Source organism: Agromyces sp. NPDC056389 (assembly GCF_042262385.1).
GTDB lineage: Bacteria > Actinomycetota > Actinomycetes > Actinomycetales > Microbacteriaceae > Agromyces.
In genome coordinates this window covers 771,744-789,190 of sequence record NZ_JBHJPN010000001.1, presented here as the reverse complement: position 1 = coordinate 789,190, position 17,447 = coordinate 771,744, and the positions used below count along the sequence as shown (strand labels likewise).

The 17,447-nt window shown below is 68.6% G+C and carries 13 protein-coding genes; 11 read left to right on the top strand and 2 right to left on the bottom strand.

Going from position 1 to position 17,447, the window contains the following annotated elements:
* Nucleotides 1-24 precede the first annotated feature (24 nt).
* The 6 genes from ACFCVM_RS03700 to ACFCVM_RS03675 all read left to right on the top strand — a co-directional run bounded on the left by ACFCVM_RS03700 (nucleotide 25) and on the right by ACFCVM_RS03675 (nucleotide 9,435).
* Entirely contained in the window at nucleotides 25-2,271 is a 2,247-nt protein-coding gene (locus tag ACFCVM_RS03700) for a bifunctional alpha,alpha-trehalose-phosphate synthase (UDP-forming)/trehalose-phosphatase (protein WP_375833994.1), read from the top strand.
* A 9-nt stretch (nucleotides 2,272-2,280) separates the two neighbouring features.
* Nucleotides 2,281-3,975: a dihydroxy-acid dehydratase gene (ilvD, locus tag ACFCVM_RS03695; RefSeq protein ID WP_204459073.1), complete on the top strand. Its 1,695-nt coding sequence runs from the start codon at nucleotides 2,281-2,283 to the stop codon at nucleotides 3,973-3,975.
* Nucleotides 3,976-4,019: 44 nt separating this feature from the next.
* A complete protein-coding gene (locus ACFCVM_RS03690; protein ID WP_375833990.1) occupies nucleotides 4,020-5,822 on the top strand; it encodes an acetolactate synthase large subunit in 1,803 nt (600 codons plus the stop codon).
* 2 nt (nucleotides 5,823-5,824) lie between these two features.
* Nucleotides 5,825-6,334: an acetolactate synthase small subunit gene (ilvN, locus tag ACFCVM_RS03685; RefSeq protein ID WP_375833988.1), complete on the top strand. Its 510-nt coding sequence runs from the start codon at nucleotides 5,825-5,827 to the stop codon at nucleotides 6,332-6,334.
* Nucleotides 6,335-6,382: 48 nt separating this feature from the next.
* A complete protein-coding gene (gene ilvC, locus ACFCVM_RS03680; RefSeq protein ID WP_375833986.1) occupies nucleotides 6,383-7,411 on the top strand; it encodes a ketol-acid reductoisomerase in 1,029 nt (342 codons plus the stop codon).
* Between the two features lie 152 nt (nucleotides 7,412-7,563).
* Nucleotides 7,564-9,435 (top strand): bifunctional metallophosphatase/5'-nucleotidase, encoded by a 1,872-nt coding sequence (locus ACFCVM_RS03675; protein WP_375833983.1) that lies wholly within the window; start codon nucleotides 7,564-7,566, stop codon nucleotides 9,433-9,435.
* Between the two features lie 70 nt (nucleotides 9,436-9,505).
* Here the strand turns inward: ACFCVM_RS03675 and ACFCVM_RS03670 are convergent, their stop codons facing one another.
* The gene (locus ACFCVM_RS03670) at nucleotides 9,506-10,351 is read right to left on the bottom strand and encodes a hypothetical protein (RefSeq protein ID WP_375833981.1); all 846 of its coding nucleotides are present in this window, start codon (nucleotides 10,349-10,351) and stop codon (nucleotides 9,506-9,508) included.
* Between the two features lie 177 nt (nucleotides 10,352-10,528).
* Between ACFCVM_RS03670 and ACFCVM_RS03665 the strand changes: the two genes are divergently transcribed.
* Nucleotides 10,529-11,788, top strand: a complete 1,260-nt coding sequence (locus ACFCVM_RS03665) for an alpha-L-fucosidase (RefSeq protein WP_375833979.1) — start codon at nucleotides 10,529-10,531, stop codon at nucleotides 11,786-11,788.
* 21 nt (nucleotides 11,789-11,809) lie between these two features.
* Here ACFCVM_RS03665 and ACFCVM_RS03660 read toward each other — a convergent pair whose 3' ends face one another.
* Nucleotides 11,810-12,976 (bottom strand): ROK family protein, encoded by a 1,167-nt coding sequence (locus tag ACFCVM_RS03660; protein ID WP_375833976.1) that lies wholly within the window; start codon nucleotides 12,974-12,976, stop codon nucleotides 11,810-11,812.
* A 244-nt stretch (nucleotides 12,977-13,220) separates the two neighbouring features.
* Here ACFCVM_RS03660 and ACFCVM_RS03655 point away from each other — a divergent pair, with 244 nt between their 5' ends.
* From ACFCVM_RS03655 to ACFCVM_RS03640, 4 genes are read left to right on the top strand one after another with little or no spacing between them, the layout of a single operon-like run.
* Nucleotides 13,221-14,471: an ABC transporter substrate-binding protein gene (locus ACFCVM_RS03655; RefSeq protein ID WP_375833973.1), complete on the top strand. Its 1,251-nt coding sequence runs from the start codon at nucleotides 13,221-13,223 to the stop codon at nucleotides 14,469-14,471.
* Between the two features lie 27 nt (nucleotides 14,472-14,498).
* The gene (locus ACFCVM_RS03650) at nucleotides 14,499-15,410 is read left to right on the top strand and encodes a carbohydrate ABC transporter permease (protein WP_375833970.1); all 912 of its coding nucleotides are present in this window, start codon (nucleotides 14,499-14,501) and stop codon (nucleotides 15,408-15,410) included.
* Nucleotides 15,400-16,329 carry a carbohydrate ABC transporter permease gene (locus ACFCVM_RS03645; RefSeq protein WP_375833967.1) on the top strand — a complete coding sequence of 310 codons (930 nt, stop codon included), beginning with the start codon at nucleotides 15,400-15,402 and terminating at the stop codon, nucleotides 16,327-16,329. The genes ACFCVM_RS03650 and ACFCVM_RS03645 overlap by 11 nt, the downstream gene beginning before the upstream one ends.
* A 53-nt stretch (nucleotides 16,330-16,382) precedes the next feature.
* Nucleotides 16,383-17,372: an ROK family protein gene (locus ACFCVM_RS03640; RefSeq protein ID WP_375833964.1), complete on the top strand. Its 990-nt coding sequence runs from the start codon at nucleotides 16,383-16,385 to the stop codon at nucleotides 17,370-17,372.
* Nucleotides 17,373-17,447 lie beyond the last annotated feature (75 nt).

The following is a 17,447-nucleotide window of genomic DNA, read 5'->3' as shown; positions in this document are numbered from 1 at the left end:
GCGCGAGGAGGGACACATCCGCTCATGAACGCCCCTGAACCATCACGCGACGAGCTCTACGTCGACGCCGCCTACGACATGATCGTGGTCTCGAACCGCCTGCCGGTCGACTACCTGGAGGGTCCCGACGGCGAGACCACGTGGAAGAGCTCGCCCGGCGGGCTCGTGACCGCCCTCGAACCCGTCATGCGCGCCGCCGACGGCGCCTGGGTCGGCTGGGCGGGCGTCGCCGATCGCGAGTTCGACCCGTTCGAGTACGACGGCATCAACATCATCCCGGTGCCGCTCTCGGAGTCGGAGCTCGAGGAGTATTACGAGGGATTCTCCAACGACACCCTCTGGCCGCTCTACCACGACGTCATCGCGCCGCCCTCGTACCACCGGGAGTGGTGGGACGCCTACGTCCGGGTGAACCGCCGCTTCGCCGAGGCCGCTGCGCGCGCGGCATCGCCCGGCGCGGTCGTGTGGGTGCAGGACTACCAGCTGCAGCTCGTGCCGCGGATGCTCCGCGAGAAGCGCCCCGATCTCGTGATCGGGTTCTTCAACCACATCCCGTTCCCGGCATACGGCATCTACTCGCAGCTGCCGTGGCGGCGGCAGGTGCTCGACGGCCTGCTCGGCGCCGACGTCATCGGCTTCCAGCGTGCCGCCGACGCCGGCAACTTCACGCGTGCGGTGCGCCGGCTCTTCGGCTACGCGACGCGCGGCAGCGTCTTGGACGTGCCCGGCCCCGACGGCGAGGTGCGGCACGTCGTCGCCCGGCAGTTCCCGATCTCGATCGACTCGGCCGGCTTCGAGGAGCTCGCGAGGCGACCCGACGTGCAGGCGCGCGCACACGAGATCCGCGAGAGCCTCGGCAACCCCGAGACGATCATGCTCGGCGTCGACCGCCTCGACTACACGAAGGGCATCCGGCACCGGCTGAAGGCGTTCGGAGAGCTGCTGCGCGACGGCCGGCTCTCGGTCGAGGACGTCACGCTCGTGCAGGTCGCCAGTCCGTCGCGCGAACGCGTCGAGACCTATCGCCAACTGCGCGACGAGATCGAGCTCATGGTCGGGCGCCTGAACGGCGACTACTCGACGCTCGGTCACCAGGCGATCGCCTACCTGCACCACGGCTACCCGCGCGAGGAGATGGTCGCCCTCTACCTCGCCGCCGACGTCATGCTCGTGACCGCGCTCCGCGACGGCATGAACCTCGTCGCGAAGGAGTTCGTCGCCTGCAGCTTCGACGACGACGGCGTGCTCGTGCTCAGCGAGTTCACCGGGGCATCCGACGAACTCCGCCAGGCGATCCTCGTGAACCCGCACGACATCGAGGGCTTGAAGGACGCGATGGTCGAGGCGGCGCAGATGCCGCGCAAGGAGCGTGCCCGACGCATGCGGGCACTCCGACGGCGCGTGCGCGAGAACGACGTCGCGAAGTGGTCGTCGACCTTCCTGAAGACCCTCACCGGCGCGGGCATCATCGCATCCGGCGTCCCCGACGGGCTGGACGCCGCGATCACGCGCCTGGCGGACACCGATCGGCTGCTCGTGGCCCTCGACTTCGACGGCACGCTCGCACCGCTCGTCGACCGGCCCGAAGACGCACGCGCGACGGGTCGCGCCCGTGCCGCGATCGAACGCCTCGCGGCGACCGACGACACCCGGGTCGCGATCGTCTCGGGGCGAGCACTCGAGAGCCTGAAGCAGGTCGCCGATCCGCCGGCCGGAGCGCTCATGAGCGGGTCGCACGGGGTCGAGCTGCAGCTCGACGGGGGCGGGGTCACGATCGACCTCCGCGACGGCGAGCTCGCGGCCCTCGAACACCTCACCCGCGTGCTCGACGAGATCGCCTCGGGCGTCGACGGCGCATGGGTCGAGTGGAAGCCGGCAGGGCTCGCGCTGCACACGCGGAAGGTCGCACCCGACGCCGCGAGCGACCTGCAGCAGGCTGCCAAGGCACGTGTCGAAGCCGAGATCCCCGAGCTCACGGTGCGCGGCGGCAAGGGCGTGATCGAGTTCTCGGTGCGCCCGAGCGACAAGGGGGAGGCGCTCAACCGGCTCCGCCAGCACGCGGGCGCCAGCGCCGTCATCTACGTCGGCGACGACGTCACCGACGAAGACGCGTTCGCCGCCCTCGAGTCCGAGGACCTGGGCGTCAAAGTGGGTCAGGGCAGGTCGCTCGCGGCTCACCGCGTGCGCAGCCCCGACGACGTCGCCGACCTGCTCGAGCGCCTCGCCGACGCCCGTGAAACGACGCACGGGGGCCCCTCGCGCTGGCCATAGACTCGATGCATGTCGGAGTTCGATCCCAAACCTCGTAGCCGCACCGTCACCGACGGTATCGAAGCCATGACCAGCCGGGGCATGCTCCGCGCCGTCGGCATGGGAGATGCCGATTGGGACAAGCCGCAGATCGGCATCGCGTCCTCCTGGAACGAGATCACCCCCTGCAACCTCTCGCTCGCGCGTCTCGCGCAGGCTGCGAAGGAGGGCGTGCACGGCGGTGGCGGGTACCCGCTGCAGTTCGGCACCGTCTCCGTCTCCGACGGCATCTCGATGGGCCACGAGGGCATGCACTTCTCCCTCGTCTCGCGCGAGGTCATCGCCGACTCGGTCGAGGTCGTCATGCAGGCCGAGCGCCTCGACGGCTCGGTGCTGCTCGCGGGCTGCGACAAGTCCATCCCCGGCATGCTCATGGCGGCCGCTCGTCTCGACCTGGCGTCGGTCTTCCTCTACGCGGGCTCGATCGCGCCCGGATGGGTGCGCCTGTCCGACGGCACCGAGAAGGACATCACGATCATCGACTCGTTCGAGGCGGTCGGCGCGGTCAAGGCCGGCACCATGAGCGCTGAAGACGCGCACCGCATCGAGTGCGCGTTCGCACCGGGTGAAGGTGCCTGCGGCGGCATGTACACCGCCAACACCATGGCCTCGGTCGCCGAGGCGCTCGGCCTCTCGCTTCCGGGTTCGGCGTCTCCGGCCTCCGCAGACCGTCGTCGCGACTACTACGCGCACCGCTCGGGCGAGGCCGTCGTCAACCTGCTGAAGCACGGCATCACGGCCCGTCAGATCCTCACCAAGAAGGCGTTCGAGAACGCCATCGCGGTCGGCATGGCGCTCGGCGGATCGACGAACATCGTGCTGCACCTGCTCGCGATCGCCCGCGAGGCCGAGGTCGACCTCACGCTCGACGACTTCAACCGCATCGGCGCGAAGGTGCCGCACATCGGCGACCTGAAGCCCTTCGGCAAGTACGTCATGAACGACGTCGACCGTCGAGGCGGAGTCCCCGTGCTGATGAAGGCGCTCCTCGACGCCGGCCTCCTGCACGGCGACGTGCTCACGGTCACCGGCAAGACCATGGCCGAGAACCTCGAAGAGCTGAACCTCCCGCCCCTCGACGGCGAGGTGCTCCGCACACTCGACAACCCGATCCACGAGACCGGCGGCCTCACGATCCTGCACGGTTCGCTCGCTCCCGAGGGGGCGGTCGTGAAGACCGCCGGCTTCGACGCGGCGACGTTCGAGGGCCCTGCGCGCGTGTTCGAGCGCGAGCGCGCCGCAATGGATGCGCTCACGGCGGGCGAGATCAAGGCCGGCGACGTGGTCGTCATCCGCTACGAGGGCCCCAAGGGCGGGCCCGGCATGCGCGAGATGCTCGCCATCACCGCAGCCATCAAGGGCGCCGGTCTCGGAAAAGATGTACTACTCTTGACGGACGGTCGATTCTCAGGCGGCACAACCGGCCTCTGCATCGGCCATCTGGCACCCGAAGCGGTGGACGCAGGTCCCATCGCCTTCGTGCGCGATGGTGATCTCATACGGGTCGATATCGCAGCTCGTTCCATCGACCTACTGGTCGACGATGCCGAGCTGGCTGCCCGCCGTGAAGGCTGGGCTCCGCTTCCCCCGCGCTATACCCGTGGCGTCCTCGCGAAGTACTCGAAGCTCGTGCGTTCCGCCGCAGAAGGCGCCACGACGGGCTGAGTGCTGCGTCTCCCGCACACACCGTCCACCAGAACAGGAACCGAATGACCACGGAATCCAGTCCCGTGCCATCGCCCGCCACCGTGCCCTCCGGTGCCCCCGTGGAGATCACGGGCGCCGAGGCGGTCGTCCGTTCACTCGAGATGCTCGGCATCACCGACGTGTTCGGCCTCCCCGGCGGCGCGATCCTCCCCGTCTACGACCCGCTGCTCGACAGCAACAAGCTCCGGCACATCCTCGTGCGCCACGAGCAGGGCGCCGGCCACGCGGCCGAGGGATACGCCTCCTCGTCCGGCAAGGTCGGCGTCGCCATCGCGACGTCGGGCCCCGGCGCGACGAACCTCGTCACCGCCATCGCCGACGCCCACATGGACTCGGTGCCGATGCTCGCGATCACCGGCCAGGTGTTCTCGAACCTCATGGGCACCGACGCCTTCCAGGAGGCCGACATCGTCGGCATCACGATGCCGATCACGAAGCACTCCTTCCTGGTGAAGGACGCCTCGGAGATTCCGGCGACCATCGCGGCGGCGTACCACATCGCCTCGACCGGCCGACCGGGCCCCGTGCTCGTCGACATCACGAAAGACGCGCAGCAGGCGAAGGCGATCTTCCGCTGGCCGCCGAAGATCGACCTGCCGGGCTATCGGCCGATCACGAAGGCGCACGGCAAGCAGGTCGCGGCCGCGGCCCAGCTGCTCGCCGAGGCGAAGCGCCCCGTGCTGTACGTGGGCGGGGGAGTCATCCGCTCGGGCGCATCGGAGGAGCTGCTCACGCTCGCCGAGACGACCAACGCCCCGGTCGTGACGACGCTGATGGCCCGCGGAGCCTTCCCCGACTCGCACCAGCAGCACCTCGGCATGCCCGGCATGCACGGCACGGTTCCCGCCGTGATCGCGCTGCAGGAGGCCGACCTCCTCATCGCCCTCGGCGCCCGCTTCGACGACCGCGTGACCGGCAAGGCGGCGCTCTTCGCGCCGAACGCCAAGGTCGTGCACGTCGACATCGACCCGGCCGAGATCTCCAAGATCCGCGTCGCCGACGTGCCGATCGTGGGCGACGCGAAAGACGTGCTCGTCGACCTCGAGGCCGCCTACCGCGACGCCATCGGCTCCGGCACCCCCGACCTCGACGAGTGGTGGGCGACGCTCGACGGACTCCGCGCGGAGTTCCCGCTCGGGTTCTCGACGCCGTCCGACGGACTGCTCGCTCCGCAGCAGGTCATCCAGCGCATCGGCGAGCTCACCGGCCCAGAGGCGGTCTACGCCGCGGGCGTCGGCCAGCACCAGATGTGGGCCGCGCAGTTCATCAAGTACGAGCGCCCCAACTCCTGGCTGAACTCGGGCGGCGCCGGCACGATGGGCTACGCCGTCCCGGCGGCGATGGGCGCGAAGGTCGCCGAGCCCGACCGCGTGGTCTGGGCGATCGACGGCGACGGATGCTTCCAGATGACCAATCAGGAGCTCGCGACCTGCACGTTGAACAAAATCCCGATCAAGGTCGCGATCATCAACAACTCCTCGCTCGGCATGGTGCGCCAGTGGCAGACCCTGTTCTACGACGGCCGGTACTCGAACACCGACCTGAACACGGGGCACGACAGCGTGCGCATCCCCGACTTCGTGGCACTCGCCGAGGCCTACGGCGCGCTCGGCATCCGGGTCACGAAAGCGGAGGAGATCGACGACGCCATCAAGCTCGCGCTCGAGACGAACGACCGCCCCGTGGTGATCGACTTCGTCGTCTCGGCCGACGCGATGGTGTGGCCGATGGTGCCGCAGGGCGTCTCGAACAGCTACATCCAGTACGCCCGCGATCACTCGCCGGCATTCAGCGAGGAGGACTGACCATGTCGACACACGTGCTCTCGCTCCTCGTCGAGGACAAGCCCGGCCTGCTGACCCGCGTCGCAGGGCTCTTCGCCCGACGCGGATTCAACATCGAATCGCTCGCGGTCGGCCACTCCGAGATCGCGGGGCTCAGCCGCATCACGGTCGTCGTCGACGTCGAGGAGCTGCCGCTCGAGCAGGTGACGAAGCAGCTGAACAAGCTCGTCAACGTCATCAAGATCGTCGAGCTCGACCCTGCACAGGCCGTGCAGCGCGAGCACCTGCTCATCAAGGTGCGGGTCGACAACACGACCCGTTCGCAGGTGCTCGAGGCGGTGAACCTCTTCCGTGCTCGCGTCGTCGACGTGTCGACCGACGCACTCGTGATCGAGGTCACCGGCGACTCCGGCAAGACCACCGCGTTCCTCAAGGTGCTCGAGCCCTACGGCATCAAGGAGATCGCCCAGTCGGGCCTTCTCGCGATCGGCCGTGGCGGCAAGTCCATCACCGAGCGCGTCTTCAAGAACTGACCGTTTTCACGAACTGCACCATCCCCGATCAAGGAGAAAGACAGCATCATGGCTGAGATCTACTACGACAAGGACGCCGACCTCGCCCTCATCCAGGGCAAGAAGGTCGCCGTCATCGGCTACGGCTCGCAGGGCCACGCGCACGCGCAGAACCTCCGCGACTCGGGCGTCGAGGTCGTCATCGGACTCAAGGAGGGCTCGAAGTCGAAGGCCAAGGCCGAAGAGGCCGGCTTCGAGGTCAAGAGCGTCGCCGACGCGGCCGCCTGGGCCGACGTCATCGTCATCCTCGCGCCCGACCAGTACCAGCGCCACATCTACGCCGAGTCGATCAAGGACAACCTGGCCGAGGGCAAGACCCTCGTGTTCGGTCACGGCTTCAACATCCGCTTCGGCTACATCGAGGCGCCCGAGGGCGTCGATGTCGTCATGGTCGCGCCCAAGGGCCCGGGCCACACCGTGCGCCGCGAGTACGAGGCCGGCCGCGGCGTGCCCGTGATCGTCGCCGTCGAGAAGGATGCGTCGGGCAGCGCCTGGCCGCTCACGCTCTCGTACGCCAAGGCGATCGGCGGCCTGCGCGCCGGCGGCATCAAGACGACCTTCACCGAAGAGACCGAGACCGACCTGTTCGGCGAGCAGGCCGTGCTCTGCGGCGGCGTCTCGCAGCTCGTGCAGTACGGCTTCGAGACCCTCACCGAGGCCGGCTACCAGCCGCAGGTCGCCTACTTCGAGGTGCTCCACGAGCTGAAGCTCATCGTCGACCTCATGTGGGAGGGCGGCATCGCCAAGCAGCGCTGGTCGGTCTCCGACACGGCCGAGTACGGCGACTACGTCTCGGGCCCGCGCGTCATCGACCCGCACGTCAAGGAGAACATGCAGGCCGTGCTCGCCGACATCCAGTCGGGCGCGTTCGCGCAGCGCTTCATCGACGACCAGGACAACGGCCAGAAGGAGTTCCTCGAGCTCCGTGCCAAGGGCGAGGCACACCCGATCGAGGCCACCGGCCGCGAGCTCCGCAAGCTCTTCGCCTGGAACGCCTCGAACGACGACGACTACGTCGACGGCGAGGTCGCGCGCTAAGCACAGGCACCGAACCACGCTGCAGTGCAGCGCTGAACGGCCCGCTCCGGATGCCCCGGGGCGGGCCGTTCTCGCGCCGTGCACGAATGAGCAGCGCGCGTTGCGGCGAAACCCTTGTCACGGAGGTGCCGGGTGTGGTCGCATGTGGTGCCATGAGCGAACTCTCACACCACCACCACCACACCGAACCCACTCCGCGCTGGTGCTCGTGCGCCGTACCCGACGACGCCCTTCCCGAGACATCCGGGCTCTCTCGACGGAATGTGCTCGTCGGCATCTCGGCGGCCGGTGCACTCGCCGCGGCCGGCTGGCCCGGAGCAGCCCAGGCCGCCCATGCCGTGCCGAAGGGCAAAGCCCTGACGATCACGGTCATGGGCACCTCCGACCTGCATTGCAACGTCGTCAACTGGGACTACTACAAGGACGCCGCGTTCAGCGACAGCGCCGGCAATGTGGTGGGCCTCGCCCGCGTCTCGAGCGTCGTCAACCAGATCAGGGCCGACCGCGGGCGCGAGCACACGCTGCTCTTCGACGCCGGTGACACGATCCAGGGCACGCCCCTCGGCTTCTACTACGCGACGGTGGAACCCGTCACCGAGACCGGCGCGATCCATCCCATGGCCGCGCAGATGAACGCGATCGGGTACGACGCCGTCGCGCTCGGCAATCACGAGTTCAACTACGGCCTCGAGTTCCTCGACAACTGGATCTCCCAGATGGATGCCGAGGTGCTCGCAGCGAACGCGGTGCACGCCGGCACGAAGGTGCCCGCGTACCGTCCCTACACGATCAAGAAGATGAAGGTGAAGGGGCTGCCGCCGGTCCGCGTCGGCGTGCTCGGCCTCACCAACCCCGGCGTCGTGATCTGGGACAAGGCGAACGTCAGCGGGAAGATCGAGGTGCAGGGCCTCGTCGAGGCAGCTGCGCGCTGGGTGCCCGTGATGCGCGCTGCCGGCGCTGACATCGTGGTCGTGAGCGCCCATTCGGGCGACAGCGGCACGTCGTCGTACGGCGGCGATCTCCCGGTCGAGAACGCGGCGGCGCTCATGGCGGAGCAGGTGCCGGGCATCGACGCGATCCTCTTCGGGCACGCCCACCGCGAGGTGCCGGAGCGCTTCGTCACGAACACGGCGACCGGCAAGCAGGTCGTGATGAGCGAGCCGAAGAACTGGGGACAGCGCCTGAGCGTCTTCGATCTCGACCTCGAGTTCGAGCGGGGCTCGTGGTCGGTCGTCTCGAGTTCGGCGCTCACCGTGAACACGAACACCGTCGTCGACGACCCGGCGCTCGTGGCGGTGATCCGCGCGCAGCACGATGCGGTCGTGGCCTACGTCAACCAGACGGTCGCGACGTCCACCGAGGCCATGTCGGCGGCGGAGGCGTGCTGGAAGGACACCGCGATCCTCGACTACGTCAACGTCGTGCAGACCGCCACGGTGGCCGCAGCGGTCGCCGGCACTCCCGAGGCGGGGCTGCCGATCGTCTCGATCGCGGCGCCGTTCAACCGCGGGGCGACCTTCCCGGGCGGTGCGGTGACGATCAAGGACGTCGCGGGGCTCTACATCTACGACAACACGCTGATGGCCTCGGTCCTCACCGGTGCGCAGATCAAGGACTACCTCGAGTACTCGGCGAAGTACTTCACCCAGGTCGCCCCCGACGCACCGGTCGCGCCCGCGTCGTGGACGAACGCCGGAAACACGCCCGACTACAACTACGACCAGTTCTCGGGCATCGACTACGCCGTCGACATCTCGCAGCCGCTGGGGTCGCGCATCGTCGGGATGTCCTACGAGGGGGTCCTCGTGACGCCCGACCAGCAGTTCCTCGTCGCGGTGAACAACTACCGGCAATCGGGCGGTGGCGGGTTCCCGCACATCGCGACAGCGCCGGTCGTCTACAACGCGCAGGTCGCGATCCGCGAGGCGATCGTCTCGTACGCCTCCGCAGCGGGCACGATCGATCCGGCGACGTTCCACGTCGAGAACTGGCGGCTCGTACGGAACGGCACGCCGGTGTTCTGACGCGAGGACCGCGCGCACGGCGAAGGCCCGCCCGGGGATCCGGACGGGCCTTCGTCATGGTCTCCGGGAACTACTCCGCGGCGGGGGCATCCTCGGGCGCCTCAGCGGGGGCATCGTCCACCGGAGCGAGGGCGCCGATCACCGCGTCGACCTGCTCCTGGCTGTAGCCGCAGTAGTTGAGTGCCTCGCGCTCCCAGTAGCTGACAAGGCGGTCCTTGCCGGCGGCGTGCGCGTCGGCGACGGTGCCCTCGTAGATCTGGCCGTCCTTCGATTCCTTGTTGACGTCGGGCACCTCGGCGCAGACGTGGAAGACGGAGCCCGACTTGGTCCAGTACACGACGTCTTCGCCCGTGAGCTGCAGGATGACGTTCGACTCCTCGGTGTACTGCTCGACCGACGGCGGATTGTAATCGACGCCGAGGGCGAGCGCCCCGCCGCCGATGACGATCGCGATGATGCCCGCGAGCGCCTTCTGCTTGCCGTCCATGTCCTTGTTCGTGAAGATCAGGATGATGAGCGGCAGGAACGCGATGACGGCGATGATCGCGCCGAGCTGGTTCTGCACGAAGAAGCGGACCTTGTCCTCCTTCGACGCGGGGTCGAGGCGGTTCGCCTTCTTCCAGAGCAGCGAGCCGCCGATCGCGAGCGCGCCGATCACGACGATCAGGATGATGAGCAGCACCATGTTGACGGGCACCTGACGCAGCACCCAGAAGATGGTGAAGACCTCGCCGCCGATGGCGAGCAGCCAAAGGCCGCCGGCGATCAGGCGGAACGTCGTCGCCTGCTTCTTCGCCTCGGGCGTCGGCGTCCACGTCGGCGCGACGGTCGCATCGGCGACGGTCGTGCCGCCGGCGCTGCCCGCTGCCGCGGTGGGTTCGACTCGTACGACCTTCTTCTTGCGCTGCTCTGCCACGTTCGTCCTTCCGAGGGGTTGAGTGCCGCGAAGAGCATATTGGGAATGCGGGCCCGGGTGGGGGATCGACGCGGAATCGTCATCATGGCGTCATCGGGAGGCCGCAACGGGCGCTCGCCGAGACATCCGATGTCTATGGCAGGATGTATGCGACCGCAGCGACGAGAAGGACGACACATGCGACAGGACTGGTTCGACACCGCCCGATTCGGGCTCTTCCTGCACTTCGGCGCCTACAGCGGCGCCGCCCGCCATGAATGGGTGCAGAATCGGGAGCGGCTGACCGATGCGGAGTACCGGCCGTACGTCGACCACTTCGAGCCCGACCGCTTCGATGCGGCCGCGATCGCGGCGATGGCCGTCGCGACCGGCATGGGATACGCCGTGCTGACGACCAAGCACCACGACGGGTTCTGCCTGTGGGACTCGGAGCTGACGGACTTCACCGCCCGCACGGTCTGCGACCGCGACCTCGTCGCCGAGTACGTCGAAGCGACACGCGCCGCGGGCCTCAAGGTCGGCCTCTACTACTCGCTCGTCGACTGGCACCACCCCGATTTCACCGTCGACTGGGTCCACCCGCGCCGCGACGACCCCGAGGCGCACGCGCTGAACGAGGGCCGCTCGATGGAGCGCTACCGCGAGTACCTGCACGGGCAGGTGCGTGAACTCCTGACCCGCTACGGCACGATCGATTACCTCTTCTTCGACTTCACCTACCCCGAGACGAAGGAGGGCTGGGCGGGCAAGGGCCCCGAGGACTGGGATGCGGAGGGGCTGCTCGCGCTCTGCCGGGAACTCCAGCCCGACATGCTCGTCAACGACCGGCTCGGCGTGCCGGGCGACTTCGTGACGCCCGAGCAGTACCAGCCGACGAAGCCCCTCGAGCGCGACGGCGAGCCCGTCGTCTGGGAGGCATGCCAGACCACGAACGGCTCGTGGGGGTACGACCGCGACAACGTCGACTTCAAGAGCGCCGGGCTGCTCATCCGCATGCTCTCGGACTCGGTCTCGATGGACGGCAACATGCTGCTGAACGTCGGGCCCGACGGGCGCGGCGCGATCCCGCCGGCCGACCGGAACCTCCTCGGCGAGATCGGCGCCTGGATGGAGCTGCACCGCGATGCGATCGTCGGTGCGGGCCACGCGCCGTACACGCCTCCGCGAGAGGGCGTCTACACGCTCCGAGGCAACCGCCTCTACCTGCACCTGTTCAGCTGGCCGCTCGGGTTCGTGCACCTGCCGGCGCTCGCGGGCAAGGTCTCGTACGCGCGCTTCCTGCACGACGGCTCGTGGCTTCGCACGACGACCATCGACCCCGACCAGGAGGCGAACGTCATGCGTCCGGCGGGGGAGGAGGCGGGCACCCTCACGGTGTCGCTGCCGGTCAGGCAGCCGGATGTCGCGGTGCCCGTGATCGAACTGACGCTGACCTGAGCCTGAGTCGGCGCCCCGCGGTCAGCGCATTGCGGGCACCGCGTCCTCGGAGCTGAACGTCAATTCGTCGAGCACGAGCCGCGCAGCCCCCAGCAGTCCGGCGTTCGGACCGGTGGACGCCGCCTCGATGCGGAGCCGCTGCGTGACGAGCGGGTGGCAGCCCTCGTAGATGCGGCTTCGCACGGCCGCGATGAAGGGCTCGCTCGATGACATGCTGCCCGTGAGGAAGAGCGCGTCGGGGTTGAAGAAGTTCACGACGGTCGAGAGCACCTGGCCGAGATAGGTGCCCGCGGTGCGGACGAGCGTCGTGGCGACCGGGTCGGCGTCGCGGGCGAGGGCGAGTACGTCGGCGGTCGTGCGCACCGGGATGCCGCGTTCGTTCATCTGCCGCACGAGGCTCGCCCCGCTCGCGACGGTCTCGAGGCATCCGGTGTTGCCGCAGGAGCACGGCCGGTCGTCGGCCGCGTCGATGCGCGTGTGCGTGACGTCCCCGGCCGCCCAGGTGGCGCCGCGGTGCAGCACGCCGTCGACGATGATGCCGCTGCCGATGGCGGTGCCGGCCTTGACCGTGACGCTGTGGCGGGTCGCGCCGAACTGGGCACGGTGTTCGCCGAGCGCCATGAGATTGGCGTCGTTGTCGACGGCCGCAGGCACGCCGAACTCGCGGCTGAGCCAGTCGCGCACCCGGAAGCCGGGCCACCCCGGCATGCGAGACGGCTGGTCGACGCCGCCGGTGCCGACGTCGACGGGGCCGGGCAACGCCAGGCCGACGCCGCGAATGCCGCGGAACTCTGGATCGACCTCGGTCGCGAGTCCGCGCATGGCCGCGGCGATCGCAGCGAGGGTCGCCTCGGGCCCATCGCCGACGTCGACGGGGATCGACGCGGTGGCGAGCAGCGCGCCGCTGAGATCGACGCGACCGACGCGCGCATGGCCGCCGCCGAGGTCGGCGACGAGGATGCTGCCGCGATCGCCGTGGAGTCGGAGGATGCGGGGACGGCGGCCGCCGCTGGAGACGCCGACGCCCTCCTCGTGGAGCACGCCGAGCTCGGTCAGCTCGGCCACGCGGAGCGAGATGGTCGACGGTGCGAGGCCGAGGATCCGGGAGAGGTCGCTGCGCGAACTCGCCTCGCCCCTGGCGATGAGCTCGACGATCTGTCGGGCGTGCTGGGGCGGCGTCGGGGGCATCTGCGGTGTCGACGGTGACATAGGCTTCTTTCGAGGTCGAATTAAGTTGAGACTAGTACGGGCTGCGCGCCGCGGCGAGAGCGACCCGCGGAAAATCACGGATCCGCGGCAGACATCCGATGAAAGCTGGCGAAGAATTCACTCGTCTGGCATGATGACTTTACGCACCAAGTTGATGAAGTTCGTTCGAGGCTCGAAAGAACTGATCAATCATGTGTCTCTATGCCTGAGGAGGCGACATTCAATGAAGAAGATCCACGTCGGCGCGATGGCGGTCGCGACCGCCGCCGCACTCGTGATGACGGGTTGCAGCAACGGAGGCGCTGAGGCGTCGTCCGACACCATCGTGATCGACATGTGGGCCGGGAGCCAGGACGACACCGACGCCCTGAACGCCCAGCTCGCGATCGCGCAGGAGCAGAACCCCGACCTGAAGATCGAGCTGCGCACGGCGCCGTGGGGTGACTTCTTCACGAAGCTCACCACCAACATGGCCTCGGGCAACATGGCCTGCGTCACCGGAATGAACTCGGGCATGCTCTCGAGCTACACCGCCGGCTTCGCCGAGCTCACCGACGCCGACCTGAAGACCGCGGGGCTCGACCCCGCCGACTTCGCTCCCGGCAGCGAGGACATCCTCTCGAACAAGGGCACGATGTACGGCCTGCCCTTCGACATCTCGACGATGCTCGTCTACTACAACCAGGACATGCTCGACGCCGCCGGCGTCGCCGCTCCCGAGGCCGGCTGGACCTTCGACGACTTCGAGGCGACCGCGAAGGCCGCCACGACCGGCGGCAAGTACGGATTCGCCGTCGGCATGGGCGACTTCCAGTGGCAGGCGCTCCCGATCGCCAAGTCGGGCACGCAGCCCGTCGAGGCCGACGGCACGCTCGACCTGACGAACCCCGACTTCGTCGACGCGGCCACCTGGTACTCGGGCCTCGTCACCGACGAGAAGGTCGCGGCACCGGTCGCGTCGGCCTCCGACACCGGCTGGGGCGAGAACCAGTACACGGGCGGCAACGCGGCGATGGCCGTCGACGGCACGTGGAACGCGGTCGGCTACCTGAACAACGATTCCGGCTTCACCGCCGGCATGACCACGCTCCCCACGGGTGAGAACGGCTCGCTCGGGCTCATCCTCGGCTCGGGCTACGGCATCGCGAAGGACTGCGACAACAAGGAGGCCGCGCTCAAGGTGCTCGGCTCCCTGCTCAGCACCGACTCGCAGGACTACATCGCCTCCTCGGGCCGCAGCTACCCGGCCCGTGTCTCGTCGCAGCCGCTCTACTTCGAGTCGATCGACGAGCAGTACCGCGACCAGGTCGAGGCCGTCTTCACGAGCGCCTTCGAGCAGGTCGAGGGCCAGAACGTCAGCGACAACTGGTCGAAGGTCGGCACCTACATCCAGCCGCAGCTGGTGAGCGTCTACAACGGCCAGGAATCCATGTCGAACGTGCTCGAGTCCGCTCAGCAGCAGTTCGGCGAATAAGCACCACCGGCAAGGACCCCTCCCGAGATGTCGAACACCAAGCAGATACCTCGTCGAGGGACGCTCGCCAGAGCTGAATCCCGTCAGGCGCTGGGCTTCGTCAGCCCAGCCCTGGCGGGGCTCGCCCTGTTCACGGTCGTCCCCGTCGTCCTGTCCATCGTCATGGGCTTCTTCAACTGGCCCACCTTCGGCGAGAAGACGTTCGTCGGGCTCGACAACTACGTCAAGCTCTTCACGCAGAGCCCCGACTTCTGGCCGGCGCTGCGGAACACCTTCGTCTTCGCCCTGCTCTACGTGCCGATCAGCGTCGCGTTGTCGCTGCTGCTCGCGATCTCGCTCAGCGCCCGCATCCGCGGTCGCGGCGTGCTCCGGGTGCTGTTCTTCATCCCCGTCGTGACGCCCATGGTCGCGAACGTGCTCGTGTGGAAGATGATGCTGCAGCCGCAGGGCCTCTTCAACGGCCTCTCCCAGACCTGGTTCGGGGTCGAGCTGCCGAACTTCCTCGCCGACCCGCAGTGGGCCATGATCATGGTCGTCATGATGTCGGTCTGGCAGGGCCTCGGCTACAACATGCTGATCTTCTCGGCGGCGCTCGAGCAGTTGCCCGAGTCCGTCATCGAAGCGGCCCGCATCGACGGGGCCCGCGGCTTCCGGATGCTCTGGAGCGTGACGCTGCCCATGATCTCGCCGTCGTTGTTCTTCGCGAGCATCATGACGATGATCACGGCACTGCAGGTCTTCGTGCAGCCGCAGCTGCTCACCGGCGGCGGGCCGGGCAATGCGACCCAGCCGCTCGTGCAGTTCATCTACAACCAGGGCTTCAAGTTCCAGGAGCTCGGCCTCGCCGCGGCTGCCGCATGGATCCTCTTCGCCATCATCATCATCCTGACCGCGCTGCAGTTCCGCGCACAGAAGAAGTGGGTGCACTATGAGCACTGACACGCTCCCGGCCGCGACCGCGGTCCTCGATGCGGAGACGGACGCCCCCGCAGAGCGCGAGGGCCGTTCGGGCGGTCGCGAACCGCTCACGAAGCGCGGCCGCGTGCGGCTGGTCTTCGCCCACATCGCCGTCTACGTCGCGGCGGCGATCTTCGTCTCGCCGATCGTCTACGCGTTCTTCTCGGCGCTGAAGCCGAACTCCGAGATGTTCTCGATGCCGCCGACCCTCATCGGGTCGGAGGTGCGCTGGTCGAACTTCGCGGACGTCTTCGCCTACGGCCCGTTCCTCACCTACATCGGCAACTCGTTCTTCGTCTCGATCACCGGCACGCTCGTCGTGCTCGCCGTGTCGACGACGGCAGGCTACGCGTTCGGGCGCCTTCGCTGGAAGGGCCGCGACGCCGTCTTCGTGCTCTTCCTCGCGACGCTCATGGTGCCGCAAGAGGTGCTCGTCATCCCGATGTTCCAGGTGATGCAGTGGTTCGGGTGGGTCGACACCTACCAGTCGCTCATCCTGCCCTTCGCGTTCACGGCGTTCGGCACCTTCCTCATGCGCCAGTTCTTCCGCGGCATCCCGTTCGAACTCGAGGAGGCGGCCCGCGTCGACGGAGCCGGCCCCGTCCGCTCGTTCCTGCAGATCATCCTGCCGCTCGCGAAGTCGGCCGTCGCTGTGCTCTCCGTCTTCACGTTCCTCTCCTTCTGGAACAGCTACCTCTGGCCGCTCATCGTCACGGTCGATTACGCCGCCCACGGCACCCTGCCGGTCGGCCTCGCGTCGTTCTCGGGCCTCCAGGGCACGCGCTGGGACCTCCAGATGGCCGCTGCGATCATCTCGATGGTGCCGACGACGCTGCTCGTGATCGTGCTGCAGAAGCACCTCGTGAAGGGCATCGCGATGGCAGGGCTCGGCGGTCGGTAGTGCCCGTCCGTTCCACCAGCACCGCCCGTCTCCACTCTGAAACAGGAACCACCATGGCTTCGCAGCACGTGGTCGCCGGCCTCGACATCGGCGGCACCAAGATCTCGGCGGTGCTCTGCGACCGTTCCGGCACCGTTCTCGCGGCCGGTGTCGTGCCGGCCCCCGCGCGCGAAGGCGGCCCGGCGATGACGGCAGCCGCAGCCGCACTCATCCGCTCGCTCGAGCAGAGCTCCGGGCTCGTCGCGGTCGCCGCTGGCGTCGGCGCCGCCGGCGTCATCGACCAGGCGAGCGGCACCGTGCGAGCGGCATCCGAGTCGTTCACCGACTGGGTCGGCTACGCCATCGGGCCCGAACTCTCGAACGCGCTGGGCGTTCCGGTGGCGGCCGAGAACGACGTCAACGCATTCCTGATGGGCGAGCTCCGCTGGGGATCCGTCGCAGGGTCGGCGCATGCCATCGGCATCACGCTCGGCACGGGCGTCGGCGGCGCGGTCGCGATCGACGGCCGGATCCTGAGCGGCCCGCACGGTGCTGCCGGCGAGATCGGGCACACGCCCGGATACAGCGACCTCGTCTGCACGTGCGGCCAGGTCGGGCACCTCGAGACGCTCGCCTCCGGCCGATCGATCGAGGCGCGCTACGCCGAGCGCGTCGGCGCCGACGGCACCACGGGTGTCGAGATCGCCGAGCTCGCACGGGCCGGGGACGCCGACGCGACGGCCGTCTTCGACGCGGCCGGTCACGCGCTCGCCCTCGCGATCGCCACCGCCGTGAACCTCTTCGACGTCGTCGAGGTCGTCGTCGGCGGGGGAGTGCGCGAGGCATGGGACGTGCTCGAGCCCTCGCTCTCCGCGACGCTCGCGGAGAACGAGCCGGTCTCGGGACTCGCGCTCGCCGTGCATCCCGCACGACTCGGCGGTCGCGCCGTCGCGCTCGGCGCGGCAGCGCTCGCCTGGCCGCTCGCCGACGAGCGTGCGGCAGCCGCCATCGACATCGAGGCGGATGTCGCAGCACCAGCATCTCCCGTCGGCATGACGGCGTGAGCCGGGTGCGACGCAGAGCAACCGAGGAGCAGAACATGAACGACGAGCAGACCACCGCCTTGGAGGCGTCCGAGA